At 69.5% G+C, this 26,811-nt stretch carries 28 protein-coding genes, 1 pseudogene and 1 riboswitch; of the genes and pseudogenes, 19 read left to right on the top strand and 10 right to left on the bottom strand.

Going from position 1 to position 26,811, the window contains the following annotated elements; translation table 11 throughout:
• Positions 1–29 precede the first annotated feature (29 nt).
• Together ACFUVW_RS00145 and ACFUVW_RS00140 are read left to right on the top strand one after the other, a co-directional pair.
• A complete protein-coding gene (locus ACFUVW_RS00145) occupies positions 30–389 on the top strand; it encodes a Cd(II)/Pb(II)-sensing metalloregulatory transcriptional regulator CmtR (RefSeq protein WP_028708027.1) in 360 nt (119 codons plus the stop codon).
• Positions 386–982: a cadmium resistance transporter gene (locus ACFUVW_RS00140; RefSeq protein ID WP_030153505.1), complete on the top strand. Its 597-nt coding sequence runs from the start codon at positions 386–388 to the stop codon at positions 980–982. The genes ACFUVW_RS00145 and ACFUVW_RS00140 overlap by 4 nt, the downstream gene beginning before the upstream one ends.
• Before the next feature lie 66 nt (positions 983–1,048).
• Here ACFUVW_RS00140 and merA read toward each other — a convergent pair whose 3' ends face one another.
• Complete coding sequence (gene merA, locus ACFUVW_RS00135; RefSeq protein WP_396049645.1) at positions 1,049–2,497, bottom strand: mercury(II) reductase; 1,449 nt, start codon at positions 2,495–2,497, stop codon at positions 1,049–1,051.
• Between the two features lie 78 nt (positions 2,498–2,575).
• Here merA and ACFUVW_RS00130 point away from each other — a divergent pair, with 78 nt between their 5' ends.
• From ACFUVW_RS00130 to ACFUVW_RS00110, 5 genes are all read left to right on the top strand, one after another.
• On the top strand, positions 2,576–2,965 hold the full coding sequence (locus ACFUVW_RS00130; protein WP_028708020.1) for a heavy metal-responsive transcriptional regulator: 390 nt from the start codon (positions 2,576–2,578) through the stop codon (positions 2,963–2,965).
• A gap of 730 nt (positions 2,966–3,695) precedes the next feature.
• Positions 3,696–4,295 (top strand): recombinase family protein, encoded by a 600-nt coding sequence (locus tag ACFUVW_RS00125; RefSeq protein WP_430569314.1) that lies wholly within the window; start codon positions 3,696–3,698, stop codon positions 4,293–4,295.
• A gap of 3 nt (positions 4,296–4,298) precedes the next feature.
• The gene (locus ACFUVW_RS00120) at positions 4,299–5,693 is read left to right on the top strand and encodes a Mu transposase C-terminal domain-containing protein (RefSeq protein ID WP_105185970.1); all 1,395 of its coding nucleotides are present in this window, start codon (positions 4,299–4,301) and stop codon (positions 5,691–5,693) included.
• Positions 5,690–6,508 (top strand): AAA family ATPase, encoded by an 819-nt coding sequence (locus ACFUVW_RS00115; protein ID WP_105185971.1) that lies wholly within the window; start codon positions 5,690–5,692, stop codon positions 6,506–6,508. The genes ACFUVW_RS00120 and ACFUVW_RS00115 overlap by 4 nt, the downstream gene beginning before the upstream one ends.
• Positions 6,509–6,940: 432 nt before the next feature.
• Entirely contained in the window at positions 6,941–9,181 is a 2,241-nt protein-coding gene (locus tag ACFUVW_RS00110) for a heavy metal translocating P-type ATPase (protein WP_430569313.1), read from the top strand.
• A 153-nt stretch (positions 9,182–9,334) separates the two neighbouring features.
• Here ACFUVW_RS00110 and ACFUVW_RS00105 read toward each other — a convergent pair whose 3' ends face one another.
• From ACFUVW_RS00105 to ACFUVW_RS00080, 6 genes and pseudogenes are all read right to left on the bottom strand, one after another.
• Positions 9,335–10,252: a M15 family metallopeptidase gene (locus ACFUVW_RS00105; RefSeq protein ID WP_430569312.1), complete on the bottom strand. Its 918-nt coding sequence runs from the start codon at positions 10,250–10,252 to the stop codon at positions 9,335–9,337.
• Positions 10,253–10,363: 111 nt separating this feature from the next.
• Complete coding sequence (locus ACFUVW_RS00100) at positions 10,364–11,203, bottom strand: C40 family peptidase (protein ID WP_430569311.1); 840 nt, start codon at positions 11,201–11,203, stop codon at positions 10,364–10,366.
• Positions 11,203–11,356, bottom strand: a riboswitch (cyclic di-AMP (ydaO/yuaA leader). (Overlaps the previous gene by 1 nt.)
• Before the next feature lie 148 nt (positions 11,357–11,504).
• Positions 11,505–12,470 carry a F510_1955 family glycosylhydrolase gene (locus ACFUVW_RS00095; RefSeq protein ID WP_430569310.1) on the bottom strand — a complete coding sequence of 322 codons (966 nt, stop codon included), beginning with the start codon at positions 12,468–12,470 and terminating at the stop codon, positions 11,505–11,507.
• An 89-nt stretch (positions 12,471–12,559) separates the two neighbouring features.
• Positions 12,560–13,177 (bottom strand): DUF305 domain-containing protein, encoded by a 618-nt coding sequence (locus tag ACFUVW_RS00090; protein ID WP_430569309.1) that lies wholly within the window; start codon positions 13,175–13,177, stop codon positions 12,560–12,562.
• A gap of 103 nt (positions 13,178–13,280) precedes the next feature.
• Positions 13,281–13,721 (bottom strand): DUF6153 family protein, encoded by a 441-nt coding sequence (locus ACFUVW_RS00085; protein WP_430569308.1) that lies wholly within the window; start codon positions 13,719–13,721, stop codon positions 13,281–13,283.
• A 392-nt stretch (positions 13,722–14,113) separates the two neighbouring features.
• A pseudogene (locus ACFUVW_RS00080) lies at positions 14,114–15,284 on the bottom strand (IS701 family transposase).
• 277 nt (positions 15,285–15,561) lie between these two features.
• Here ACFUVW_RS00080 and ACFUVW_RS00075 point away from each other — a divergent pair.
• The 3 genes from ACFUVW_RS00075 to ACFUVW_RS00065 all read left to right on the top strand — a co-directional run bounded on the left by ACFUVW_RS00075 (position 15,562) and on the right by ACFUVW_RS00065 (position 16,833).
• A complete protein-coding gene (locus ACFUVW_RS00075; protein WP_430569307.1) occupies positions 15,562–15,963 on the top strand; it encodes a four-helix bundle copper-binding protein in 402 nt (133 codons plus the stop codon).
• Between the two features lie 95 nt (positions 15,964–16,058).
• Positions 16,059–16,658 carry a DUF305 domain-containing protein gene (locus ACFUVW_RS00070; RefSeq protein ID WP_430569306.1) on the top strand — a complete coding sequence of 200 codons (600 nt, stop codon included), beginning with the start codon at positions 16,059–16,061 and terminating at the stop codon, positions 16,656–16,658.
• A 28-nt stretch (positions 16,659–16,686) separates the two neighbouring features.
• Complete coding sequence (locus ACFUVW_RS00065; protein ID WP_430569305.1) at positions 16,687–16,833, top strand: hypothetical protein; 147 nt, start codon at positions 16,687–16,689, stop codon at positions 16,831–16,833.
• Positions 16,834–17,046: 213 nt separating this feature from the next.
• On the opposite strand, the gene ACFUVW_RS00060 is transcribed toward ACFUVW_RS00065, so the two are convergent.
• The 3 genes from ACFUVW_RS00060 to ACFUVW_RS00050 all read right to left on the bottom strand — a co-directional run bounded on the left by ACFUVW_RS00060 (position 17,047) and on the right by ACFUVW_RS00050 (position 18,434).
• The gene (locus ACFUVW_RS00060; RefSeq protein ID WP_430569304.1) at positions 17,047–17,295 is read right to left on the bottom strand and encodes a hypothetical protein; all 249 of its coding nucleotides are present in this window, start codon (positions 17,293–17,295) and stop codon (positions 17,047–17,049) included.
• Positions 17,296–17,327: 32 nt separating this feature from the next.
• Entirely contained in the window at positions 17,328–17,471 is a 144-nt protein-coding gene (locus tag ACFUVW_RS00055; protein WP_430569303.1) for an ion channel, read from the bottom strand.
• Between the two features lie 231 nt (positions 17,472–17,702).
• The gene (locus ACFUVW_RS00050) at positions 17,703–18,434 is read right to left on the bottom strand and encodes a class I SAM-dependent methyltransferase (protein WP_430569302.1); all 732 of its coding nucleotides are present in this window, start codon (positions 18,432–18,434) and stop codon (positions 17,703–17,705) included.
• 155 nt (positions 18,435–18,589) lie between these two features.
• On the opposite strand from ACFUVW_RS00050, the gene ACFUVW_RS00045 reads away from it, so the two are divergent.
• The 9 genes from ACFUVW_RS00045 to ACFUVW_RS00005 all read left to right on the top strand — a co-directional run bounded on the left by ACFUVW_RS00045 (position 18,590) and on the right by ACFUVW_RS00005 (position 26,740).
• Positions 18,590–18,964 (top strand): ArsR/SmtB family transcription factor, encoded by a 375-nt coding sequence (locus tag ACFUVW_RS00045; RefSeq protein WP_430569301.1) that lies wholly within the window; start codon positions 18,590–18,592, stop codon positions 18,962–18,964.
• A complete protein-coding gene (locus ACFUVW_RS00040) occupies positions 18,961–20,037 on the top strand; it encodes a cation diffusion facilitator family transporter (RefSeq protein WP_430569300.1) in 1,077 nt (358 codons plus the stop codon). Before ACFUVW_RS00045 ends, ACFUVW_RS00040 begins: the two co-directional genes overlap by 4 nt.
• Positions 20,034–20,573 carry a GNAT family N-acetyltransferase gene (locus tag ACFUVW_RS00035; protein ID WP_430569299.1) on the top strand — a complete coding sequence of 180 codons (540 nt, stop codon included), beginning with the start codon at positions 20,034–20,036 and terminating at the stop codon, positions 20,571–20,573. Before ACFUVW_RS00040 ends, ACFUVW_RS00035 begins: the two co-directional genes overlap by 4 nt.
• 175 nt (positions 20,574–20,748) lie before the next feature.
• Positions 20,749–21,798: a flavin-containing monooxygenase gene (locus ACFUVW_RS00030; RefSeq protein ID WP_430569298.1), complete on the top strand. Its 1,050-nt coding sequence runs from the start codon at positions 20,749–20,751 to the stop codon at positions 21,796–21,798.
• Positions 21,795–23,060, top strand: a complete 1,266-nt coding sequence (locus tag ACFUVW_RS00025; RefSeq protein WP_430569297.1) for an MFS transporter — start codon at positions 21,795–21,797, stop codon at positions 23,058–23,060. The genes ACFUVW_RS00030 and ACFUVW_RS00025 overlap by 4 nt, the downstream gene beginning before the upstream one ends.
• 44 nt (positions 23,061–23,104) lie before the next feature.
• The gene (gene trxB, locus ACFUVW_RS00020) at positions 23,105–24,127 is read left to right on the top strand and encodes a thioredoxin-disulfide reductase (protein WP_430569296.1); all 1,023 of its coding nucleotides are present in this window, start codon (positions 23,105–23,107) and stop codon (positions 24,125–24,127) included.
• A complete protein-coding gene (arsB, locus tag ACFUVW_RS00015; protein ID WP_430569295.1) occupies positions 24,124–25,257 on the top strand; it encodes an ACR3 family arsenite efflux transporter in 1,134 nt (377 codons plus the stop codon). The genes trxB and arsB overlap by 4 nt, the downstream gene beginning before the upstream one ends.
• A complete protein-coding gene (locus ACFUVW_RS00010; protein ID WP_430569294.1) occupies positions 25,254–26,297 on the top strand; it encodes a metalloregulator ArsR/SmtB family transcription factor in 1,044 nt (347 codons plus the stop codon). Before arsB ends, ACFUVW_RS00010 begins: the two co-directional genes overlap by 4 nt.
• A 17-nt stretch (positions 26,298–26,314) precedes the next feature.
• Complete coding sequence (locus ACFUVW_RS00005) at positions 26,315–26,740, top strand: arsenate reductase ArsC (protein ID WP_430569293.1); 426 nt, start codon at positions 26,315–26,317, stop codon at positions 26,738–26,740.
• Positions 26,741–26,811: the final 71 nt, after the last annotated feature.

The following is a 26,811-nucleotide window of genomic DNA, read 5'->3' as shown; positions in this document are numbered from 1 at the left end:
ACTTCAGTCCTCGCTGTATAGTTCAGCGCATGCTGACCATTGCTTCTCGCCTGGACGTGATGAACCGGTTGGGCCGCGCGCTGGCCGACCCGACCAGGTCCCGGATCATCCTGACGCTGCTCGACCGGCCGGCCTACCCGGCAGAGCTGGCCCGCGATCTGGACCTCACACGCTCCAACGTGTCCAATCATCTGGCGTGCCTGCGCGACTGCGGCATCGTTGCTGCCGAACCCGAGGGCCGCAAGACGCGCTACGAGATCGCCGATCCCCACCTGACGCAGGCGCTGACCGCCCTGGTTGACGTCACCCTCGCGGTTGACGAGAACGCCCCGTGCATCGATCCTGCCTGCTCGGTGCACGGATGCGACGCAGCAGAGGCGGGCGCGTGATCCTGGCTGCGGTCCTGCAGGCAATCGGCCTGTTCATCGCGACCAACATCGACGACATCATCGTGCTCTCCTTGTTCTTCGCCCGCGGCGCGGGCCAACGCGGGACGACCACCCGCATCTTGGTCGGCCAGTACGTGGGGTTCGCCTGCATCCTCGGTGCCGCTGTGCTGGTGACTATCGGAGCCGGAGCATTCCTGCCCTCAGCAGCTATCCCGTACTTCGGGCTCATCCCCCTGGCCCTCGGTCTCTGGGCTGCATGGCAAGCCTGGCGCGGAGACGATGACGACGATGACGCCAAGGTCACGGGCACGAAGGTCAGCGCGTGGACCGTCGCAGGAGTCACCTTCGCCAACGGCGGAGACAACATCGGCGTCTATGTCCCCGTCTTCCTCAGCGTGGAACCCATCGCAGTGGTCGCCTACTGCCTCGTCTTCCTCGCGCTCGTCGCGGTCCTGGTCGTAGTCGCCAAGTTCGTTGCCACCCGGCCGCCGATCGCTGAAGTCCTCGAGCGCTGGGAACACATCCTGTTCCCCATCGTCCTGATCGGCCTCGGCATCGTCATCCTCGTCAGCGGAGGAGCGTTCGGTCTCTGACGGAGCCAAAGCGAACGAGAGAGGTCGCCAGGCTCGACGCTCCGGTATAGGGATCCCTGTGCGGGTTCATGCTGCGCAGCAGGAGAGTTTGGTGATGTCGGTGGTGAAGGTTTGGGCGGTGAGTTTGAGGCCTTCGGCCATGGTCAGGTAGGGGCTCCAGAGGTTGGCGACCTGGTCGGTGGTCATGCCGGCCTCGAGGATGTAGACGCCGGCGGCGGCGAGGTCACCGGCGTCCTGGGCGAGGGCGGTGATGCCGATGATGCGGCCGGTGTCGGCGTCGGTGACGATCTTGATGAGCCCGCGGGTGTCACGGTTGACGATGGCGCGCGGGACGTGCGCCAGGGGCAGGACGCGGCTGTCGCAGCGGATCCCGGCAGTGCGGGCCTGCTGGTCGGTCATTCCGACGGAGGCCAGGGCGGGGCTGGTGAACACGACCCGGGGCAGGTGGCGGTAGTCGACCTCCCGGCCGGCTCCGGTGAGGGCGTTGTCGGCGACCAGGGCGCCGTGGGCCGCGGCGACGTACACGAACTGCGGGTGGGCGGTGACGTCACCCGCGGCCCAGATCCGCGGGTTCGTGGTGCGCAGGTGGCTGTCGATGATGACCTCGCCGCGCTTGCCGGCGCGCACGCCGATGGTGTCGAGGCCGAGCGTGCCGGTGACCGGGCGGCGGCCGGTGGCAACGAGGAGCTCGGCCGCGCGGAGCTCGTGTGAGCCGTCGGCGGTGGTGGCGGTGACCGTGACCTCGCCGGTGGCCGGGTCGCGGCGCACCGCGGTGGGCACCGCGCCGCGGATGATCTCGATGCCTTCGTCGGCGAGGATTTCTTCCAGGGCGGTGGCGGCCTCGGGTTCCTCGTGGGAGGCCAGCCGTGAGCGGACGAGCATGGTGACCTGGGCACCGAGGCGGGAGAAGAGCTGGGCCTGCTCCATGGCGACGTAGCCGCCGCCGATGACCAGCAGCGACTCCGGGACGTGGTCCAGCTCCATCGCGGTCGTCGAGGTCAGATAACCGGCCTCCTGCAGGCCGGGGACCGGCGGCGCCCAGGGCGTGGAGCCGGTAGCGATGAGGTGGTGCGCGGCCCGGACGGTTTCCGCCGTGCCGTCCGGGCCGGTCACGCGGAGTGCCGGCTCAGTCGGTGTGCCGACGAAGGTGGCCTCGCCGGGGTGGAGGGCCCACCCGTACTCGGCGGCCAGGGCCGCGTACTTCTCGCTGCGCAGCGATCCGACGAGCTTGTCCTTGCCGGCGACCATGGCGGGCATGTCGACCGGTGGGGCGTCGGGGAGTGGCAGACCGGGGAACCGGGCGGCGTCGAGTGTGACGTGGCGGGCCTCGGCGGCCGCGAGCAGGGCTTTGGAGGGCACACACCCGGTGTTCACGCAGGTACCGCCGATGGTGCCGCGCTCGATCATCACCACCCGCTTGCCCAGGGTGGTGGCGCGGATCGCGGCCGCGAACGCCGCCCCACCGGACCCGATCACTGCCAGGTCATACGACCTGCTCTTGTCCGTTGCCGTCATAAGTCCTCCCTTGTTGCCGCGCCTCAGGACCAGGATCGACCTTCCAGTGCACTGGAAGGTCAAGGCAGAATGAGTGGCATGCGGATCGGTGAGGTGGCTCAGGCGTCGGGCACGACAGCTAAGACCCTGCGGTACTACGAGGACGTCGGACTCCTCCCCGACCCCGACCGCAGCCCGGCGGGGTACCGGGACTACGGCCCCGAGGTGCTCGACCGGCTGCACTTCATCCGCCGGGGCCAAGCCGCCGGGCTGACCCTGGCCCAGATCGGCCAGGTGCTGGCCATCCGAGACCGGGGCCAGGCCCCCTGCCAGCACGTCACCGACCTGCTCGACACCCGCCTCGCGGTCATCGACCGGCAGCTCGCCGAGCTCGCGCAGCTACGCACCACGATCGCCATCCTGCGCGAGCACGCCACCACCGGCGACCCGGCCACATGCTCCCCCGAGGACGTCTGCCGCTACCTGTGACCCGCGAAGGTCACCGGCCCGTGGCACCATCGCGACATGGCCGATGACACCCAGCAACGATGCTCGTGCTGCGGCCGCCAGCGGCCACGAAGGTCGCTCCACGCACTCGGGAGCGAACCGGCCTACATCTGCCGAAGGTGCGCGCTCTGGGTCGCCCTTCGCATCGCTCGCGACTGAACGACTCCGCCCGCAACGCGGGCACGCCGCCGGCCGCGGCGAACATCGTCGGATGGTGCGCGAAGGAACAAGGGCGCGAATGACGACCAATCATCACGCCGCCAGCGCGATCGCGGGCGCCCGTTGCCGCACTCCTCATCCGACGGTCTGAGCTCCACCGCCTGGCAGCGGTCCGAAGCCTGGAGAGGGCATCGGAGCCGGACGGGACCCCCTAACGCTCAGTGGTCCGCCCTCGCAGCGGTTGCGGTCGGTCCAGTTGTCCGTCCCGTAGGAGGAACCCGTTGCGGAGGCGGTGCAGGTCATCGGCGGAAACCCACGCCCGAATGTTCGCAAGACCGCCCGAGAAGGGTTGTCCGGTGACGGTGCGTCATATGGGACGGCCTGTCGTCCCGTAAACGAACGATTCCGCTACAACGACGACGAGGGCTGCCGTACTCCTCAGGATGCTTGACACTTCGCGGTTCTCGATCCATAGCGTTTGTAACGAAACTCAGTGCCGGATTCTATGGCTCGATACTTCCCGTGCTGGATGAGTATCGCTACAGTCAACGCCATGGGGCATCTGCTGGGCTATGCGCGTGTGTCGACGACCGATCAACACGCCGCACTGCAGATCGATGCGCTCACCGCCGCCGGGTGCTACCGGGTCTTCGTCGACACGATCTCGGGCTCCCTGGACCACCGGCCCGAGCTGGAGAAGCTGATGGACCAGCTGCGCCCGGGGGACACGCTGGTGGTGTGGCGGCTGGACCGGCTGGGTCGCTCAATCCGGCACCTCATCGACCAGCTGCAGATCCTGTCCGAGCGCGGCGTGGGGTTCCGCTCCCTGCAGGAGACGATCGACACCACCTCCTCGGGTGGGCGGCTGGTGTTCCATGTCTTCGCCGCGTTGGCCGAGTTCGAGCGCGACCTGATCCGTGAGCGCACCCACGCAGGACTGGCCGCCGCCCGGGCCTGTGGCCGCAAAGGCGGGCGACCGCCCGCCCTGTCGCCGGATCAGGTCAAGGCGGCGAGGCGGATGTATGAGCAGAACGAGATGACGGTGGCGCAGATCGGTGCGGTGCTGGGCGTCAGCCGCGCCACCATCTACCGTGCTCTGAACCGCAACAGCGCCCCAATGGTGCAACCAAGGCAGTCGAGAAGCGCCGTGTAGGTCATGGACGCGGCCGAGCGCTGGCAAATCCTCAGGCTTCATGTCGAGGACCAGATCCCGCTCGCCGCGCTGGCCCGGGACACCGGTGTCGGGCTGCGCACGCTGGAGCGCTGGCACGCCCGCTTCCGCACCGAGGGGTATACGGGTCTCGGAACGCGGAGGCGCGCTGATGCCGGTAGCCATCGCCTGCCCGCCGAGCTCGTGTCGTTGGTCGAAGGGCTGGCGTTGAGCAAGCCGCGCCCGGCGATCATCACGATCCACCGCAAGGTCAGTGCCATCTGCGAGGAGCAGGGGTGGCCGGTGCCCTCCTATGGCGTGGTGCGCGCGATCGTCGCCGACCTCGACCCGGGCATGGTCACCCTCGCCCTGGAAGGGCCGGCGTCATATCGCGACAAGTACGAGCTGGCGCTGCGCCGGCGTGCCGAGCACCCCAACGCGATGTGGCAGGCCGACCACACCATGCTCGACATCCTCGTGGTGGGCACCGACGGAAAACCTGCCCGGCCGTGGCTGACCGCGATCATCGATGACCACTCCCGGGCGATCTGCGGCTACACCGTCTTCCTCGGCGCACCCTCAGCGATGAACACGGCCTTGGCGCTGCGGCAGGCGATCTGGCACAAGACCGACCTCGCCTGGCCGATGTGCGGCATCCCCGACGTGCTCTACGTCGACCACGGCAGCGACTTCATCAGCCACCAGCTCACCGCCACCGCCGTAGATCTGCACATCCGGCTGGTCCACTCCACCGTCGCTCGCCCGCAGGGCCGCGGGAAGGTCGAGAGGTTCTTCGGCACCGTCAACACCGAGCTCCTGGCAGATCTCGCCGGACACATCACCAGGGGGCACCCCTGGCCCACGCCGAAGCTGTCACTGGCAGAGCTCGACACCGCCCTGGAATCGTTCGTCACCACTTACAACGACCGGCCCCACAGCGAGATCGGCACCTCACCACGCGCTGCGTGGATCGGGGACGGTTGGCTGCCGCGCATGCCCGAGAGCCTCGAGGACCTCGACGGGCTGCTGCTGACCGTGGCCAAGACCAGGATCGTGCGCCGCGACGGCATCCGCTTCCAGGGCCTGCGCTACATCTCCCCGACCCTGGCCGGCTACGTCGGCCGATCGGTCCTCATCCGCTACGACCCCAGGGACATCACCGAGATCCGCGTCTTCGACCACGAGGAGTTCATCTGCAAGGCCGTCAACCAGGACCACCACGGCCAGAAGGTCAGCCTCAAAGAGATTCAAGCCGCCCGCAACGCCCGCCGCCGCGCCCTCCGCGAAGGAATCAACGAACGCATCGCCGTCGTGGCCACCCACACCTCCCCGACCCCACCGGCCAAGGCGCCGCCGGCGCCGCGACGGAAGTTGAAGGTCTACAAGGAGGACCTGAGGTGAACCAGCGCTTCATCGTGACCAAGGAACACCGCCGCTTCACCGAGTTCGCCAACGCCGTACGCCGCGGCCACACCATCGGCCTGTGCTTCGGGCCCGCCGGCGTGGGCAAGACCCTGTCCGCGCGCCGCTACGCCCGCTGGGACCAAACCAACGACCTGCTGACCGATTGGGGCCCTCGCACCGAGGATGACGCGAATGTCTACGCCGCGCTGGCCAAGAGCCGAACCGTGCTCTACACCCCCAGCGTCCTGACCACCCCACGGACCTTGCAGGAGGAGCTCCACGAGGTCGTCACCCGCACCAACATCTGCATCGAGCAGCACCTGCACCCCGTCGGGCAGGGCCCGATAGTGACGTCACGCAAGCGACACTTCGAGAACTACGTGCAACTGATCATCGTCGATGAGTCCGAACGACTCCGCGCCACGGCTCTGGAACTCCTGCGCGACCGCTACGACCGCGACAACATCGCCCTCATCCTCATCGGCATGCCCGGCCTGGAGAAACAGTTCAGCCACTACCCACAGTTCTACAGCCGCGTCGGATTCGCCCACCAATACCGACCGCTCGGCAATGACGAACTGCTCTTCGTCCTGCAACGGCACTGGGTCACCCTCGGCAAGACGCTCGACCCCGCGGACTTCACCGACGCCCAAGCCATCGCCGCCATCGCCCGCATCACTCGCGGGAACTTCCGGCTCCTGGAACGCCTCTTCCCCCAGGTCGAGCGCATCCTGAAGATCAACGAGCTCGACACCATCACCGACGACGTCATCGAAGCCGCCGCCAGCACCCTGGTCATCGGCGTCAGCTAACTGACCGCCACATACCACCCACAGAACCCCGCCAGCTAACGGTGCAGACCACACCTCGAGCACGCGGTGCGGCCGTGTCAGAAACGGTCAGTTTTGAGCGGCCAGCAGCGCTTGTAGGGAGACGCAGACGAGGTGGTCGGCGCTGCTCCACTCGATACCCCTATGGGGTCTAGCCGCTCGCCGTGCTGCCCGCGTGCTGCCCTGGTCGGACCCGACGGGCTGGCGGCGGTCTGGGACGACGACGCGGCCCGTGTGCTGCGAACGGGAGGGTAGGCGTGGCCAAGAACCAGTCGGTGACCCAGCGCGGAGCCCTAGTGGCTCTGGTGGTGATCGCGACCGCACAGCTGATCCCGCCAGTCCCCGGGCGCGCCAGCCCTTGCGGACCCGCAAATACCCGGGAAGGGTATGCGGTAGATCGAGGAAGGGAACGCGATGACCGCCCCCCGCCCAGACCACGCGCACGAGCCTGCCCACCATGGTGAAGGTCGGTCGGATCCGCCGAATCGCAATGAACACGTAGGGGTACCTCGACCGTCCGATGAGGGCCACCCCGATCACCCTCAGCCGGCGGACCACCGGGAGCACGCAGACCACGAGGGCGGCCACGGCGGGTCGAGCGGCCACGCGGGGCACGCCGGTCACGGTATGGACCACGTGGCGATGTTCCGGCGACTGTTCTGGATCATGCTCATCCTTGCAGTACCGACGGTGCTGCTCAGCGGCATGTTCGCGGGCCTGCTCGGATACCGGCTCCCGAACATTCCCGGCCTGGCGGCGGTGTCTCCCGTCCTGGGCACGGCGATCTACCTGTGGGGCGGATGGCCGTTCCTGACCGGCGCGGTCTCCGAGGTGCGCGGGCGCAAGCCCGGGATGATGCTCCTGATCGGGATGGCGATCACGGTCGCGTTCCTGGCCTCATGGGGGGCGACGCTAGGGATCCTCTCCCACGAGCTGGACTTCTGGTGGGAGCTGGCGCTGCTGGTCGTGATCATGCTGCTGGGCCACTGGCTGGAGATGCGGTCCCTCGCGCAGACCTCCTCGGCGCTCGACTCCCTGGCCGCGCTCCTGCCCGACGAGGCGGAGAAGGTCGACGGCGACCAGGTGATCACCGTCGCGCCGGCCCAGCTGGAGCTCGACGACGTGGTGATCGTCCGCCCCGGCGGGCGGGTTCCGGCCGACGGGCAGATCGTCGAGGGCAGCGCGAGTGTCGACGAGTCGATGATCACCGGCGAGTCACGGCCCGTGGTGCGGGAGGTCGGGGACCCGGTCGTAGCGGGCACGGTCGCCACCGATAACGCCGTGCGCGTGCGGGTGACGGCGGTGGGCGAGGACACCGCCCTCGCAGGGATCCAGCGCCTGGTCGCCGAGGCCCAGTCCTCGACCACCCGAGCCCAGCTGCTGGCGGACAAGGCCGCCGGCTGGCTGTTCTGGTTCGCCCTGCTCGCCGCCGTCATCACGGTCGTCGTCTGGAGCCTGGTCGGCAGCCCCGACCTGGCCGTGGTCCGAGCGATCACGGTGCTGGTGATCGCGTGCCCGCACGCGCTGGGGCTGGCGATCCCTCTGGTCGTGTCGATCTCGACCGAGCGCGCGGCGCGCGGTGGCGTGCTGGTCAAGGACCGCGGCGCGCTGGAACGCATGCGCACCGTAGACGCCGTGCTGTTCGACAAGACGGGCACCCTGACCAAGGGCGAGCCGGTGGTCCACGACGCCGTCGCCGTCGAGGGGACCGAGGACGACCTCATCGCCCGCGCGGCCGCGGCCGAGGCAGATAGTCAGCATCCGCTCGCTCGAGCCATCGTGGACGCCGCCCAGCGGCGCGGGCTTCGTGTGCCGCAGGCGTCTGACTTCAGCGCCTCCACGGCTGTGGGCGTGTCTGCCACCATCGAGGGCCGCAACGTCGCGGTCGGCGGCCCGAACCTGCTCGCCGAGCACAACAATGACCCGCTTCAGCAGGCCGGTGAGTGGTCGCGGGAGGGCTCCATCGTGCTGCACGTCCTGGTCGACGGGCAGGTCGCCGGCGCGCTGGCCCTGGCCGACGAGGTGCGTCAGGAATCGCGCGAAGCCGTGGACGCTCTGCACTTGCTCGGCATCCACGCGGTCATGATCACCGGTGACGCCGAACCAGTGGCCCGTAGCGTCGCCGCGGAGCTGGGCATCGACCAGGTGTTCGCGGGCGTGCGCCCCGAGAACAAGAGCGAGAAGGTCCTCGAGCTGCAACAACAGGGCCGCACCGTTGCCATGGTCGGCGACGGCGTGAACGACGCACCCGCGCTCGCCCAGGCCGACGTCGGAATCGCCATCGGCGCCGGCACCGACGTCGCCATCGCCTCGGCCGGTGTCATCCTGGCGTCGGACGACCCACGCTCCGTACTGTCGGTCATCGAGCTGTCGCGGGCCGGCTATCGCAAGATGAAGCAGAACCTGTGGTGGGCCGCCGGGTACAACATCGCTGCCGTGCCACTGGCCGCCGGCGTGCTGGCTCCCATCGGGTTCGTCCTGCCCATGGAGGTGGGCGCGATCCTGATGTCGCTCTCGACGATAGTGGTGGCGGCGAATGCCCAGCTGCTACGGCGCCTCGACCTCAGTCCCGCAGCCTCCGCCGCCGCCGCACGCCGGGGCGCGCCGCAGTCAACACCGGCGTCGGCGGGGTCGCAACGGGTGGTCGCGCGCTGAGCCATGCGGGCGCGGACGCCAAGCGCGACGCAGGTGAGCGCCGCGATCCGCCCGCTGCCCGAAGGGCTGTGTCGCGGGACCTCGCGACACAGCCCTTGTCGGGTCGATCGCGCACTGCCAAGGCGGGGTGGGCTTCGATCGTGCGCACGTGGGTCAGTACTCGACCTCGGCCACTTCTTCGGTCAGCTCCCAGTGCCACGGCTCGTACTTCGAGCCTCCGGGCCGGGCCCACGGCGGGTTGTCCCACCCGAAGGCCGGGGCGTTCTCGGCGAGCCAGGAGTAGCGTTCTCCGGCGTACGTCTCGGGGCACAGGTCGACCGCCAGCCCCCATCCGTGGTTGGAAGTTCCGGGGGTTGCCGCGAGGTAGCCCTTCTCGGCCTTCACGGCGACCTGCTGGTCGTAGGAGCGGTACCCGTCGGTGATGCACATCGCTTCACCGAAGCGGGCGGTGTAGGCGGCGTTGAGCTCGGCCAACGTGACGGCCGCGTCGGCGCGCACGTGCGTCTGTCCGTCCCACAGGTCGCACAGCTCGCTGGACGGAACCTGCCCGTTGGACCCTGCCCCGGAGGCATCGCCGTCACAACCCGCGAGGGCCGACTCCGGCTCCTCCTCAGACTCCGGCTCGGGCGCTGAGTTCGCTCTGGTGCTCTGCCCGCGGCGGGGCTCCGGCTCGGGTTCGGGTGCAGGAGTGATCTTGATGCGCTCCGGGCGGTTGTCGTTGCGGGAGATCTTCGCCGAACGATCGACCACGACCCGCGGGGCCACCGAGGCCTCGTCGAGATGAGCCGCTGCGGCCGTTGAGGACCGCTCGGTCGTCGTGCGCTCTGTTGCCGAGGCCCGGCGGCTGGTGTCGCTGTCGGCGGTCGCGACGGTGAACGACGTCGTGGCGGTCACCGCGAGGGCGAGGCCGATGCCGGGCCCGATGGGCAGGCGGCGGCCCATACGGCGGGTGGTGCGATTGGCGGCGACCGGAGGGCTGGCGTGCCGGCCCTTGGAGTGGCGCCCCTTCGCGCGGCCCGAGCGAGCCCTGGCCGGTTGGGACGGGGACATGTGGGTGTGTGCGTGCTTCATCGAATTCCTTGCGGTGGTGGGGAGACGTGCAGCCATGGCGCGCGGTCAGAGACCGCTCTGCCACGTCCTCAGCCCCCGCGCGGCAGAATGCGCGCGGGGGCCGGGTGCTCGTCAACTCATCCGCAAGAACGTGGGGTTGTCCTGCCAGATCGACCGGTACCGGACGGTCTTGCCGGGCACCGGGGCCTCGACCTGCATGTCACCACCGGCGTAGATGGCGATGTGCCCGGGGCTCCAGATCAGATCTCCCGGCTGGGCCTCGTCGCGTGGGATGACGGTGCCGGCGTCGCGCTGGCCGGAAGACGTGCGCGGGATGGTGATCCCGGCCTCGGCATAGACGTAGGAGGTGAACCCGGAACAGTCGAAGCCCGCAGGCGTGGAGCCGCCCCATTGGTAGGGCACCCCGAGGTACTGCATCGCGATCTCCACGACCGCCGACACGTTGGCCGCGTCCGGGACCTGCGGGGCAGGTTCCGCCCCGGCCGCATCATCGTCCGGCTCGGCAGACTCAGCAGGTTCGTCGGTCTCGCCGGACTCCCCGGTCTGCTCGGACAAACTGGCCGGAGTCGGCACCTCGGTCTGCTCGGACTCAGGCTCAGGCTCAGGCGCGGGTTCGGGCGCCGGGGTGATGGTGCCGTTCCTGGCCCTCTCCACCGTGATGATGGCGTCGGCCGGGACCGCCACGACGGGGGCTGCGGTCAGCGCCTGCCTGGCCTGGGCGGTGATCGCCTCCAGCCCGTCGGCGTTCATCGTCTTGCTGTGGTCCGTCGCCGGCTGTGCCCCTGCCGGGGCTCCCAGACTCGACACGAGCACCCCGGAACCGGCCAGGGCCAAGGCGCTGCGGCGGGCGACGGTGCTCACGCTCGCGGCGGCTGCCCGGCTCAGCGGGGTCAGCGGGGTGATCGGGCTGCGCGCGGCGCGATGGCGCCCGCGAGGGGTAGGTGAAGCCATGGTCATCTCCTGACGCCTGCGAGGTTAGCTGTCGGGTTCGGGTCGGAGACTGACCCGGCCGACGGGAACATCCCGTACGGCTTCACCCCGAGGGCGCCACAGCGCCCTTGAGTGGGTCCCCCGTCCCTGTCATGACGTGTGCGTGTGGTCCGAAGCGGTGACAGGGCTCGGCGTCCGCTCCGGCGGCCCGCATGGCTGCGAGGTGGGGTGAACATACCGCGACCCGAGCCGAATGTCACGGATTGGTAACGATGCTGGGGGCAACCGTCGGAGAGTCTCGACGGGCAGGAGATCCGCCGCGTCATGAGATCTCCACTACAGATGCCCAGGTGGCGCCGAGATCAGCGCTGCTCATGACACCTTCGTCCGTGGAGACCACCAGAATCGGTGCCGCGTCGGGATCAGGTCCGGGCGCCGCGGTCATGGCCTCCAGCGCACCGCCTGAGACCTTGCCGTGAGACTCCCACCCGGTCGCGTCGCGCGACGCGGTCCACACCGCCCCACCGGTGTCGATGCCGACGACGCCCCCGTTATCCATGGTCTCGACGAAGACCAACAGCGGTGCGCCGTCCAGCATCGAGAAGGTCTGCCCGGCGTCCTCGCTGATCTGCAGGCCATCAGGAGTGGTGGCGAGGATCTGATCGGGGGCACCGGAGATGAACGCCAGGTCATGGGCCGCGACCGTGGCGCCACGGTCCCAGGTGCCGCCGGCGTCATCGCTGAGCAGCACGGTAGACGTGCCCGAGTCCAGGCCGGCGATCCGAAGGGCGCCGGCGGTCTCGGTCGTGGTAAGGGAGTGGAAGTCGACCTCTCCGGCCAGGGACAACGATTCCCAGGTCTCGGCGCCGTCGGTGGAGCGGATCAGCCCGAGATTCGGTGTGGCCAGGTCGGGGGCCTCGCCAGGCCCCGGGTGCCCGGAAGCGAGGAGCGTGCCGTCTGGGGCGAGAGTCATGCCCATGGTGTCTTGGGTGCCCGAGCCGACGCGCTGCGGCGTGATCTCGCCGGCCCCGGCGGGGGCCGTGGGACCTGGCAGCGCCCAGACCCCGGTGTGGGTGGCCGCGTACAGGGCACGGGCCTGCTCGTCGTAGACGAGGGCATGCAGGTGGGAGAACTCGGCCCGGTCAAACGAGGAGCCGGACCCAGTCGCCGTAGACGCGCCGGGCGATGCCGGGGACGGGTCTGCCGGGTCAGTGGTGCAGGCGGTCAAGGTGAGCAGCAACGCGACGGCCGCGGGGATGCGGGCACGCCTCAGGGCAGGAGAAATCAACGCACGTCCTAGCGCTAGATGAGGAACGAGAAGCCGGAGGGCGGACCGGTGGCGCACCGACACAGTCCGGTCGGCGCGCCACCGGGCGGTCACTTCTGCGCGAGGAGGTCGTTCATCGTCGAGATCTCTGCCTGCTGGGTTTCGACGATGTCCTTGGCCATGGCGATCGCGTCCGGGTTCTCACCTTCGTCGATCTCGGTCTGTGCCATCGCGACGGCTCCCTGGTGATGGGAGATCATCTGCGACAGGAACAGCCGACCGGCCTCGGAGCCGCGGGCATCCTCCAGGGCCTGCATGTCCTCGGCGCTCATCATCCCGCCCATGGAGCCGTGGTCCATCGAGTCCATGGACCCCATCGAGCCGCTTTCGGGTACCGGCGCGCCCCACTGCTCGAGCCACGCGGTGAGCTGTTCGATCTCCGGCGCCTGGGCTTCCTTGATCTGCGCGGCGAGATCCAGGATCCGCGGGTCGATCCCGGACTTGCCCGCGATCAGATCGGACATCTCGACCGCCTGCTGGTGGTGTGGGATCATCATCTGCGCGAACTCGACGTCCGCATCGTTGAACTGCGCAGACTCGGCGGGCGACTGCTCCGCCGTCGGGCTCGACATCGTCGACATGTCGTGCGCGGGCTCCTGCGTGTTCGAGCACGCCCCGAGCACGGCGACGCCGGCGACAAGGAGAGCGGGCACAAAGATGCGCTTCATCTCAGGTGGGCCTTTCTTGGGTAGATCCACTGCCGGACCCCAACCGGGTCTCGGGCATGACAGCTCGCGATCCGTCGAGCCTCGACGGATCGGGATCAGGGGTCTACGTCCGAGAAATGCTTAGGACGTGCAGCGACGGAGCTCTGACAAGCAGTGGAGGTGTCCGCACAGCGCCCCGAGGGCCCGCACGCACCCGCCCGACCACGAAGACGACCCGGCGAACCGGCACTGTCAGGATCAGCAACACCGCGAGCACCATCAGGCACATCGCTGTCATCAGGTCGTGTTCACCACATCCGTGGTCACACGACTGTGGCCCGTCGCTCGCGTGGTCGATGGCGCCGGCGACCGGACCCCCCGCAGGGCTCGTGTCGGCGACCTGCGCGAGGCCCTCCATCGAAGACTGCCCCGCGTGAGCGGTCGACGAGCCACTCATCGCGTGCATGGTCACGATGCCGAGGATCAGCACGACGATCATGAGCGCAGCACCAAGACGCCGACGAGGATCCGCCAGCAGGGTGTGAAGCGTGCGAAGCGCGTGCATGACCGCACAAGGCTAGCGAACCCCCGCCATGTTCAGCGATTTGCTGACCGTCGACCAGGCTCCGGGTGAGGCCCGACGCCCTGCGACTCCCCGAGGGCGACGACCGTGACAAGGATCCTCCTCCTCGCGCCTCTCTCGCTCGTCGAGCCAGGAGGCTCGAACGAGGTTACGAAACCTCCAGAACCCGATTCTGGTGCGCCTCAGATTCGGTCAGTTTGGAGCGTCTCAAGGGGTTGTCGAGAACCGACAGAACCTCGTGATCGCACCCTCTCTCGGTGCCGTTCGTTGGTGGCGACACGCCCCTTCGACGTAGCGAGCCACGACCTACGCTGGCGCCTGGCGCATCTTCGCGCGAGAGCGTCGACATCACGAACAGCGGGCATTCATCGGGTTCAGTCAGCTGCCCTAGTACTACAGCAGTAGATCGTTACCTTGGCCCTCGGCGATGCGTCGTCGGTGGTAGTGGGCGAGTGGGCGGTGCGTGCTCGGGCTTGGTGTTGTCGCCGCCACAAGGACCAGGCGAGGATCTGCTCGACGCTTCGAGTGATGGTGCCGGTGAGGGCATGGAAGAGTCGGCGGGCTTCGGCGACGGTGATCGCAATCACCCCACGCTCGGGGTTCTCGTCCGTGCGCGCGATGTTCGCTAGGACGGTGAGGAACGCGTGGGAGCATGGCCAGGGTGGTCCATCGATGCCAGGAGTCCCAGCGGCGGACCTGGTGCTGCAGGCCAACGTGGCCCTTGGCGGCCTGGAAGTTCTCCTCGATGCGCCACCGCTGCCCGGCCACGTGCACCAGCGTCCGCATCGGGACCGGTCTGGGTGCGTGGCACAGGTAGTAGGCCAACTCTCCGGTGGCGTCGTTGCGGCGAACGAGCAGCATCTGCTCACCGCCCGCGACCGCGCCGTCCTTCTCGCCGAGCTCGGCCAGGAGTAGTACCGGTGCCCCTTGGCTCCGTCGCCCGCGCTGTAGGCCTGCCATGCCGTAGGCGGCATCGTGGCGGCGAGGTCGCGCACGGCGATCTTCCCGGTGCGGGTCCGGACCTGCCGGCTGGCAGCGATCTGCATGACATACCCGAGCCCGTGGCCGCGGACGCGGGCGCGCAGCTTCGCATCACCGCCGTAGACCTCGTCGGCTGCGACCCACGCCGCCGGAGTCCCGGCGGCCACGGCGCGGTCGATGAACGCGTGCCCGCCCGAGGCGGCGTAGGTGAGGTAGACCGCGACCTGGGCATTCTCGATCCGCCCGGCGGTGCCGGTGTACTGGCGTTGCACCCCCACGGTCGCCGGTGCCTTTCGTCAGGTCGCCGGTCTCGTCCAGCACGAGCACCGCGCCCGGATCGGCGAAGTGGTCCAGCACGTAGGCGCGCACGTCGTCCCGTGCCCCGTCGGCATCCCAGACCGCGCGGGACAGCAAGTGCTGCAACCCGTGCCGCGAGGCATGCCCAGCGTGCTCGGCGATTGTCCAGCAGTTCTTGCGCTCCAACGGCGCCACTAGCCCCGCGACCAGATCCATTGCACGAGCCAGCGGCTCACGGCGCGCGAACCGGCCCGAGATCCGTCCCAGGCCGGCCGCGAACTCCGCTTCCCACCGGCCAGCGTCCGCGCTGTGTCCGGCGGCCACCGCCGACGGTCCGAAGTTCCACACAAGTACCGAACCCTGACGCAATGGCCGGTTTGGTCCAGCCTGCCTCACGGCATCACCGCAGGCCAGGCCACGATGTACGGGTCGTTGTACTAGACGACGGCCCAGACGTCGTGCGAGCACCGGTCTTCGCTTCTAGCGTCGAGTGGGCACGCCCGCGGCCGGAACGGGCGCGCGACCCGTCGATGCTGGAGGACTCATGAAGACTGCCGAAATGCTCGAGACGTATCCGGCCACGATCAATCTCGACCGGCAGTTGCTGGCGCGGGTCATCGACACGCTGGTCGAGTGCTCGCAGGCGTGCACCGCGTGCGCCGACGCGTGCCTGAGCGAGGAGATGGTGGCCGACCTGCGCAAGTGCGTCCGCACCAACCTCGACTGCGCGGACATCTGTGCGACCACCGCGCGGGTGCTGTCCCGCCACACCGGCTACGACGCCAACATCACCCGCGCCCAGCTCGAGGCGTGCATCGCCGCCTGCCGCGCGTGCGGCGACGAGTGCCAGCAGCACGCCGGCATGCACGAGCACTGCGCCGTGTGCGCCGAGTGCTGCCGCCAGTGCGAGGCCGCGTGCCAGGAGCTGCTCGCCACGATCGCCTGAGAAGACCGAGCAGCACGGCCCGGGAGCACTCGGTTCACGCTCCCGGACCGATCCATCGAACGCGCAGTCAAGCCGAGAGGGCCGAAACGGTGGCTATGGAGAACCACGCCGAGCACGACGAGAAGCACGAGCACGGCCACGACGGGGGTGCGTCGCACTCCAAGACGATGTACCTGCGCTTCGCGGCGATGCTGCTGACGGCCATGGTGGCCATGTACTGGGTGATGTTCATCGGCTCCTGGCAGTGGGACCACGTGCGCTTCAGCCAGAGCCGCGTGTTCATGGCCATCACCATGGGCGGCACCATGGGGCTGGTCATGCTCGCCTGGATGCTGAACATGTACAAGAACACCAAGGCGAACATCGCCGTGGTCGCCGCGAGCGTCCTGCTGCTGACCGGTGGTACGGTCCTGGACCGCACTCAGGCCACCGTCGACGACACGGCGTTCATGCGCGCGATGATCCCCCACCACTCCCTGGCCATCACCCGGTCCGAGCGCGCCGGCATCCAGGACGTGCGTGTGTGCGAGCTCGCCGTCGAGATCAGCGAGGCCCAGCGGCGCGAGATCCGCGAGATGGACTGGCTCATCCAGGACATCGAGGCCAACGGCGTCGTCACGACGTCGCAGCAGGCGCAGGAGCGAGCGGTCCCGGACTTCGACGAGCCCGCCGAACGCCAGTGCCCCGGCGACTAGGCCGACACGGCCGACCTGCATCAGGCCCGTGAGCTCGGTGATCGCCTTCGCCGGCGCCGTGCTGATCGCGGCCGCCCTGTGGGACGTGTTTCACGGCCTGTTCCACCCCAGCGGCCAGGGTGCGATCAGCCACACGGTCATGGCGGGCGTCTGGGCCGGCGCGCCCGCCAGCTGAGCGGCCCGCTCGCCGTGGTCGCCGCGATCGGAACCTGGGGCGTGCTCGTCCTGACTGGTGGCGCGCTCGTCTACTGGCCTCACCTGGCCGAAGGGTTCAGCTACAGTCCCGGCCTGGTCGTCGGCGAGCGCACCAGGTTCCTCGACGCCATGCACCTGTCGCTGGTAACCATGGCCACGCTTAGGACGCTGGCGAGGTCGTCCAGGCTGCGCGTCATGATGGTTGCGGCCAGGCGGTGGCTGTTGCGCTCGGATCGGAGGCGCGCGCGAGTGCCTCTGCGTGGCTCAATGTCACGGCGAGGGCGGCCTCGGGGGCGGCTTCTCGGAAGTAGTAGGTCTCGGCGTACTGGGTGAGGTCGGTGCGGACCTGGACCCCGCCGGCCGCGAGGTCCTCCGGGATCCTGGCCGCGGTGGGTGCGTCCACCGCGTCGAGGGCGTCGGGTCCGCCGGAGCGGTGGATCATCTCCAGGCGCAGGGAGAGCGTGCGGCGCCGGGTCAGGGCCGGGTAGGTCTGCGGGTCCAGGACACGGCGGCCGTCAGCAGGGCGAATCCGATCAGTGCCTGCAGAGGGGTGGTGGCCAGGCGCAGCCACGGGGTGGTGGGGACGATGTCGCCAAAGCCGACCAGCAGTTCCTCCACACCGGCGCCGGCACGGCCCGTGTCCTTGCTGCATACGCCGCTACGCAGCAGGGCCAGTAGTACGGCCGTAGATCGTGACCGTGACGGGACGCAGGAGCTCCCGTATCAGGCTCGACCCAGCACGGCCACCGCGACACGGGTCAGTCCTTCTGTGGAACACCGAACCGTCGGCGGTGGCCGCGAGGCACAGCATCACTCCCACGTCATGGTCACGATCTATTGCTGTAAGAACTAGCTCGGCTTCTTCCGCCCGTGGTACATGAGCGTGAAGCCCCAGCCGGCCCACTCCTGGGGCCAGGCCCAGGCGCGGGCCCACGCCGGCCCGAGGTACTTCTCCAGGACCCAGCGTATCGGCCAAGCGGTGGGGATGCGGCGGTAGCCCTTGTGGGCGAGCGGGGTCGCGGAGTGCAGGCGGATCGTGGAGAAGTACTCGCCGGTGAGGTCGATCAGTTCGTCGCGGGAGAACCAGCGGCGACGCTGGTCCGGGTGCGGTGGGGCGATGTTGCAGTGGTTCTGCAGCACGGGCCGGTTCTGGGTGGCGAGCATCAGGTGTCCGCCGTCGGCAAGGAGCTCGTACAGGCGCGCGATAAACGCCTGGTGGTCCTCAACGTGGGACAGGACCTCGAGCCCCACGATGACATCGAAGGATCCCAGGGGGAGGTCGACGACGAGGACGTCACCGGTGAGGAACGTTGCCTGCGGGACACGCTTGCGCGCACGCTCGAGGATCGTCGGGGTGAGGTCGACGCCGGTGACGGTCCCGTACTCGACGAGTTGGTCGACGAACCATCCTGCGCCGCACCCGACCTCAAGGATCCGCAGGTCGCGACGGCCGATCCGATCGAGCCACTTCCTGACGAAGTAGGCCTGCCGGTGTGAGACCTCGCCCTGACGGCGCTCTCGGTTGTCCGCGCTCCACTGGTCCCAGTAGGCGGCTTCACGGGACTCCGACGTCTGCACCATGCTTGAGTTTCCCAGGGCGGGCCAGCTGTGGTCACGGGTGAACCTGAGTCGAAGCACAACGAAGCGCTCCGGCGACTTCAGGCCGGAGCCGTCGGCCTGTTGGTGCGGCCAGACGTCAAGGACTCACGACACTCCGGCACCGTTAGTATCTGCGTATGCGCGAAGATACGAAGGCGTGCACGTTCGGAGTCGAGTCGCAGTACGTCGACCTGGCCGTCGAGGTGTTCTCTCTGCTGGCCGACCCAACGCGGGTGCGGATCATCCTGGCGCTGCGCGACGAGGAGATGTCGGTCAACCACCTGGCCGACGTCGTGGACAAGTCCCCGACCGCGGTCTCTCAGCATCTGGCGAAGCTGCGCTGGGGCCGGATCGTGCGGGCCCGTCAGGACGGCAACCGTGTCTTCTATTCGCTCGTGGACGAGCACGCTCGCAAGCTTGTGACGCAGGCGGTGTTCCAGGCACAGCACGCCGTGGACGAGCAGCCCGCCCACCACACGAGCCACCCCGACGAGCACGGGACCCTGTCGTGACCACCAACAGGCCGTCGGCCGAGCTCCACGAGCACCCGCACTCCCACGAGCACGACCACGGGCGCCCGCATGAGCACGACCACGATCACGAGCACGGCCACGGTCACCCGTCGGGGTTCAAGGGGTGGTTGCACGAGGTGTTCGTGCCGCACTCGCACGACGCGGCCGACTCGATCGACGACGCGCTGGAGGCCAGCGGTCAGGGCATCCGGGCGGTCAAGATCAGCCTCGTTGTCCTCGGCCTGACCGCCGCCGCCCAGCTCGCGATCGTCGCGATCAGCGGCTCGGTCGCCCTCCTGGCCGACACGATCCACAACTTCTCCGACGCGCTGACCGCGGTCCCGCTGTGGATCGCGTTCCTGCTCGGGCGCCGGGTCGCGAATGACCGCTACACCCACGGCTACGGGCGGGCCGAGGATCTCGCGGGCCTGTTCATCGTCGCGATGATCGCCCTGTCCGCAATCGTCGCCGGTGTCGAGTCGATCCGCCGTCTGGCCGAACCCCAGCCGCTGGACAACCTGGGCTGGGTCCTGGCCGCGGGCGTCGTCGGGTTCGCCGGCAACGAGGCCGTCGCTGTCTACCGCATCCGCGTCGGACGCCGCATCGGGTCGGCCGCCCTGGTCGCAGACGGCGTGCACGCCCGCACCGACGGGTTCACCTCGCTCGCCGTCGTCCTCGGCGTCGCCGGTGTCTGGGCTGGCTTCCCGCTGGCCGACCCGATCGTCGGCCTGCTCATCACCGCCACGATCCTCGTGCTGCTGTGGGGCACCGCCCGCGACGTCGGCCGACGACTCCTCGACGGTGTCGACCCCGACCTGACCCGACGTACCCGCCACGCACTCGAACACGTCGAGGGCATTGAGCAGGCCTCCGCCGTCCGGCTACGCTGGTCCGGACACAGCCTCGTCGTGCAAGCCCGCCTGCACCTTGCACCCGGCACCACGGTCGCGACCGCGGACCAGCAAGCCGCGGCCGCCGAGCATGCCCTCCGCCACGCACTACCCGCGGTCGGGACCGTCGATCTCACCGTGACCGCGCACTCGGCGACCGCCACCGCCCAGGAGCACCCGTGACCAGCACGCACCCTTCTCTCACCCAGCTCACCGACCCCAGCGGCGTCACCGCCGACCTGCGGCACGCCCTGACCGCGTGTTGGGTCGAGGTGACCAACGCCGGCGGCGCGGCCGGCTTCCCCTTCCCGCCGGTAGAGGCCGTCGACGTCATGCCGTTTCTCGACGCCATCACCCAGAAGCTCGACCCGCAGACCAGTCGTCTCCTAGTCGCCGAGCACGGCGGCCAGCTCGCCGGCTGGCTCAACCTCCGGCGCGACCCAGGGCCGCTCATCGCTCACTGGGGCACCATCCACCACCTCCAGGCCCGCCCCACCCTGCAAGGAGGTCTCGGAACTGCCCTCATGAACGAGGCTCGCCGCATCGCCCGCGACGAAATGCACCTCGAACAACTCCACCTCGCCGCCCGCGGCGGCGTCGGGCTCGAAACTTTCTACGCCCGCCTGGGCTGGAAGGAGATCGGGCGATGGCCCGACGCCCTCCGCCTCACAGGAGACGACAACCGCGACGAGATCCTCATGCTCCTCGCGCCGCTCTGACCACGAGGTTTCGAAACGTCCAGAACCCGATATTGGCGCGCCTCAGAATCGGTCGGTTTCGATCGCGGGGCGAGGGTGCTGACGGCCCCGCCGGTGGCCCCGAGGTAGAGCATCCCATTGATACATTTACAAATGTCGATAGATTGTCCGGGTGGCTACGTCTTCAACGCATCGGGTGATCATCATCGGCGGCGGGCAGTCTGGCCTCGCGGCGGCATGGGCTGTTCAGAGGCGAGGCCTGGAGCCGCTCGTGTTGGAATCTGGGGATCGGCCGGCCGGTTCGTGGCCGTCGTACTACGACAGCCTGCGTCTGTTCTCCCCGGCCAGGTACAGCGGCTTCCCTGGGTTCGTCTTCGGTGGAGATCCTGACCGCTATCCCCACCGGGACGAGGTGGTCGACCACCTGCTGGGGTACGCCGCCCATCTCGGCGTCGAGATCCGCACCCGCACTCGCGTCGAGGCTGTGACGGCAGCCGGGGCCGGTTACGCCGTCCACACGGATGCGGGCGACCAGCTTGAGGCCGATGGTGTGATCGCGGCTACGGGGTCGCTCGCCAATCCGGTGTACCCGAAGCTGCCCGGCCTGGAGGGTTTTACCGGCGAGGTGCTCCATGCCGCCGACTATCGCAATCCCAGCTCGCTTGCGGGGCGGCGGGTGATCGTCGTGGGTGGCGGGAACTCCGGGGTGCAGATCGCCCACGAGTTGGCGGCGGTCAGTGACCTGACGCTCGCCACGCGCAGCCCGGTCGCGTTCCTCAGCCAGCGACCGCTAGGACGAGACGTGCACTTCTGGTTCCGCACGCTGGGTTTCGATCGCCTCCCGCCGACGGTGCTCCAGCGTCTGGTGCGTGCGCCCCTCGTGCTGGACACCGGCTCCTACCGTGTCGCGCTCGAGACTGGCACGGTGCGCCGGCGACCGATGTTCACCGCACTCGATGGTGACGACGTGGTGTGGAGTGACGGGAGTCGCGAGCACGTGGATGCGCTCGTTCTGGCGACGGGGTATCGACCCTCTGTGAGCTATCTGCGTGGTCTGGGTGCTCTCGACGAACACGGCGCGCCGCTCCATCGCGGCGGGATCTCACTCACGCATCGCGGCCTCGGGTACGTAGGCCTTGAGATGCAGCGCTCGTTCGCGTCGAACACGCTGCGCGGGGTGCACCGCGATGCCGCCTACGTCGCGGCCGCGGTCGCGACGCATGCCCCGGCCCTGGTCCGGTCGTGACACCGACCGTCGACGGGCAGGCTCCTCGCGGTCCGCTGGGCACTCTGTGCCTGACGCAGGTGGTGGGTTGGGGCGTCCTCTACTACACGTTTCCGGTGGCCCTGCCGTCCATCACCGCCGATACCGGGTGGACTCAGACCAGCAGCATGGCCGCGTTCTCCGCGGCACTGGTGGCCGCCGCGGCATCCGGCCTGCTCGTGGGCCGGCGCATCGACAAGGTCGGGCCCCGTGCGGTGATGACCGTCGGATCAGCGCTCGGGACCCTCGCCGTGGTCGGCGTCGCGCTCGCACCTGCACTGGGATGGTTCGTCGTCGCCTGGGTTTTGGCCGGGGTGGCGCAGTCGATGGTGCTCTACGCGCCCGCGTTCACCGCGATCACCCATTGGTACGGCGACGGGCGGGCCCGAGCGCTCCTCGTGCTGACCTTGGTCGGCGGGTTGGCCAGCACGATCTTCGCGCCGGTGACCTCGGCCCTGATCGAGCACATGGGCTGGCGGCAGACCTACCTCGTCCTGGCCGCCGTGCTGGCCGCCGTCACGGTCCCAGCCCATGCCATCGGGCTGCGCGCCCCGTGGCCGTCGCACGCACCGACCGCGGCGTCGACTGGCGTGGCGTCGACTGGCGACCAGTGGCGGCCTGTCGCCCGGTCACGAGCGTTCGTCTGCCTGACCGTCGCCACCTCGCTGGGCGCGTTCGCGATGTACGCCGCCACGATCCACCTGGTTCCCATGCTGACCTGGCGCGGCCTGAACCCCACGGCCGCGGCATGGGCGCTCGGCCTGTCCGGCGCGGGGCAGCTGCTCGGGCGCCTGGCCTACGGCCCGATCGCGACTCGCACCGCGCCTGCACCCCGCGCGAGCATCATCCTGGCCGCCGTCGGCCTCGCGATCGCGGCCGTCGGGCTTCTTGGCGGGCCACCCGTCGCGCTCATCGTGGTCGCGATCGTCCTTGGCCTCGGTCGCGGCGCCTACACACTCTTGCAGTCCACCGCGATCAGTGACCGGTGGGGAACCACGGGGTTCGGCACCTTGTTCGGCATCCTCAACGCACCCACGACTCTGGCGATGGCCCTCGCGCCGTGGGCCGCTGCCGCGCTCGAGGAAGCCACCAGCTCCTACCCGGCGACCTACGTGATCCTGGCTGTTGTCGCCAGTCTCGCAGCGCTCGCCGCTCTCGCGACCCGCGTGAAGCCCCTGGTCGGGCCGCCGGCCGGCGGGACGAGGCTGGACACGGTGCGGCAGTCGGTCCCACCTTCGACCTAGCGGCGGGAGTAGACATCTGCATCGACAGCGTTCAATATAGAGGCATGTCGATACAGCAGGTTCATGACGTCGTGATCGTGGGTTCGGGCCCGGCGGGCTACACCGCGGCCGTGTACGCCGCGCGGGCTGGTCTGGCACCCGTCGTCATCGCGGGCTCCGTCACCGCGGGCGGCGCCCTGATGAACACCACCGAGGTGGAGAACTTCCCCGGCTTCCCGACCGGCATCCAGGGCCCTGACCTTATGGAGGCGATGCGCGAGCAGGCCGAGAAGTTCGGTGCCCGCGTGCTGTGGGACGACGCCGAGCAGGTCGAGCTCACGGGTGACGTCAAGACGGTCGTGACCGGTGGCGGCGAGACGTTCAAGGCTCGTGCGGTCATCCTCGCCACGGGCTCCGCGTACCGCGAGCTGGGCCTGCCCGAGGAGAAGCAGCTCTCCGGCCGTGGCGTGTCGTGGTGTGCCACCTGCGACGGGTTCTTCTTCCGCGACCAGCACATCGCCGTCGTCGGCGGCGGGGACTCCGCGATGGAGGAGGCGACCTTCCTCACGCGCTTCGCGTCGAAGGTGACGATCGTGCACCGGCGCGACTCGCTCCGCGCGTCGAAGATCATGGCGGACCGTGCCCAGGCCGACCCGAAGATCGAGTTCGCGTGGAACAGCGAGGTCGTCGGCATCTCGGGCGAGGACAAGGTCGCCGGCCTGACGCTGCGCGACACCGTCACCGGTGAGGAGCGCGAGCTCGACACGACCGGCCTCTTCGTCGCCATCGGGCACGACCCGCGCACCGACCTGGTCAAGGGTCAGATTGACCTGGACGACGAGGGCTACATCCTCGTCGAGGGCCGCTCCACCCGCACCAACCTGCCCGGTGTCTTCGCCTGCGGCGACGCGGTGGACCACACGTACCGCCAGGCGATCACCGCCGCCGGGTCCGGCTGCGCCGCGGCGCTCGACGCGCAGTCCTACCTCACCGAGGTGGCCGACGCCGAGGGCGAGCAGTCCCTTGCCGGCACCCCGGCCGTGCCCAACCCCGACGGGCTCCCCGCGGCACTGGAGGAGGCACGGTGAGCGCGGAGGCGGTGACGACGCGTCGGCTGTCCACGCTGGACCGGTGGCTGCCGGCCTGGATCGGGCTGGCGATGGTCGCCGGACTGCTGCTGGGCCGGTTCGTGCCGGCGCTGTCGGACGTGCTGGCCTCGATGGAGGTCGGCGGGATCTCGGTGCCGATCGCGCTGGGCCTGCTGGTGATGATGTACCCGGTGCTGGCGAAGGTGCGCTACGACCGGGTCGCCGCCGTCACCGGGGACAAGAAGCTGCTGGCCAGCTCGCTGCTGCTGAACTGGATCGTCGGCCCGGCGCTGATGTTCGCCCTGGCCTGGACGTTCCTGCCCGACCTGCCCGAGTACCGCACCGGTCTGATCATCGTCGGCCTCGCGCGCTGCATCGCCATGGTCGTGATCTGGAACGACCTCGCGTGCGGGGACCGGGAGGCCGCCGCCGTCCTGGTCGCGATCAACTCCGTGTTCCAGGTCGTCGCGTTCTCCCTGCTGGGCTACTTCTACCTGACGGTGCTGCCGGGCTGGCTCGGCCTGGACACCCAGGGCCTGGAGGTCTCGGTCGGGCAGATCGCGCTGAACGTGCTGGTCTTCCTGGGAATCCCGCTCGTGGCCGGGTTCGCCTCGCGCCGGATCGGTGAGCGGGGCAAGGGCCGCGACTGGTACGAGTCGAGGTTCGTGCCGCGCATCGGTCCGTGGGCGTTGTACGGGCTGCTGTTCACGATCGTGCTGCTGTTCGCCCTGCAGGGTGAGCAGGTCACGTCCCACCTGCTCGACGTCGCGCGGATCGCGCTGCCGCTGCTGGTCTACTTCGCCGTCATGTGGGGCCTGGGCATGGTCCTCGGGCGGGCGCTGCGGCTGGGGTACGCCCGCTCGACCACGCTGGCGTTCACCGCGGCGGGCAACAACTTCGAGCTCGCGATCGCGGTCGCGATCGGCACCTTCGGCGCCACCTCTGGGCAGGCGCTGGCCGGGGTCGTCGGGCCGCTCATTGAGGTCCCCGTCCTGGTGGGCCTGGTCTACGTGTCGCTGTGGGTTGCGCGCCGCTGGTTCGACGTCGACCCCTACGCCACCACCGTCGCACCCGACGCCACCGGCGAGGTGGACGGTGTTCCGCGAGACCTTGACGAGGTGAGGTCATGACGACCGAGACGACCCGTGCCGCGCTGCCGCTGACCGTGCAGGACCCGGACTGCGGGCCCAGCATCGAGGCGCACGCGATCGGCACTGAAGCCGCGGGCGTGGTCGCGGCTACGCTCAAGGCGTTGGCCGAGCCGCTGCGGCTGCGGATGCTGTCCTTCCTCGCGACCGCACCGGGCGGGGAGGCGTGCGTGTGCGACCTGGCCGAGCTGACCGACGTGTCCCAGCCGACGGTGTCGCACCACCTCAAGGTGCTGCGCGAGGTTGGGGTGCTGGCCTCCGAGCGGCGCGGCACCTGGGTCTGGTACCGCATCACCCCGGGGTACAAGGCCGCGATCAGTACCCTGCTGGAGTCCTTCGCGCCCGTCGCGCTGGACGCGCTGGGCCCGCACCCGCACCTGACCGGGCTCGAGGACGCCGACGCCGCCCTGGACCGGCTCGCCCGCGAGCTCGCTGCCGCGCACCCCGACCTGGGCGCCGACGTCGTGCTGCGGACCGTGCGCGAGTCGTACACCGCGCTCGCCCGCTCGGCCAAGGTCTCCGCACACCTGCTGACCCTGACCGAACGGTTCGCCCGCCAGCGCATCGCCGACCTGACCCGCGACGCCAGCAACAGCACGCACGCGGGCCCGCCGCAGGTGCTGTTCGTGTGCGTCGCCAACGCCGGCCGCTCCCAGCTCGCCGCCGCGCTCGTGCATCACTACGCCGGCGATCGTGTCGTCGTGCGCTCCGCCGGCTCGACCCCGGCTGCCGACGTCCACCCTGCGGTGCGGCCCGAACTCGCCGCCCTCGGCGTGGATGACCCGCAGGCGTTCCCGAAGCCGCTGACCGACGACGCGGTCCGCGCCGCGGACGTCGTGATCACCATGGGCTGCGGCGACGTGTGCCCGATCCTGCCCGGCAAGCGGTACGAGGACTGGCTCGTGGGCGACCCCGCCCTCGCGTCACCCGCCGGCGTCGCGGCCATCCGCGACGAGCTCGACACCCGCGTGCGCGCCCTGCTCGCCGACCTGGTCCCCGACCTCGACCTGCCCACCACCTGAGACCCGACGGAGCCACCATGACCGACACCACCACCAACAAGCCGTCCGCGCTGTTCGTCTGCGTGCACAACGCCGGCCGCTCCCAGATGGCCGCGGGCTTCCTGCGCGCCCTGTCCGGCGGCGCCGTCGAGGTCCGCTCGGCCGGCTCGATGCCCGCCGACCGGATCAACCCCGTCGCCGTCGAGGCCATGGCCGAGGCCGGGATCGACATCACCGCCGAGCAGCCCAAGGTGCTCACCACCGAGGCCGTGCAGGCGTCCGACGTCGTCATCACCATGGGCTGCGGCGACGCGTGCCCGATCTTCCCCGGCAAGCGGTACGAGGACTGGGAGCTCGACGACCCCGCCGGCCAGGGCATCGAGGCCGTGCGCCCCATCCGCGACGAGATCGAGCGCCGCATCCGCGGCCTGCTCGCCTCGCTCGACATTCAGCCGGTGGCCTGAACAGGCCAGCCCCCGACCATGCGACGGGCCGCAACCCTTGGGGGTTGCGGCCCGGCGCGCAACGGCGGTTC

The organism is Isoptericola sp. NPDC057391, from assembly GCF_042668085.1.
Lineage (GTDB): Bacteria > Actinomycetota > Actinomycetes > Actinomycetales > Cellulomonadaceae > Isoptericola.
The sequence above is the reverse complement of the archived record's forward strand: the minus strand, read 5'-3'. Positions and strand labels throughout refer to the sequence as shown.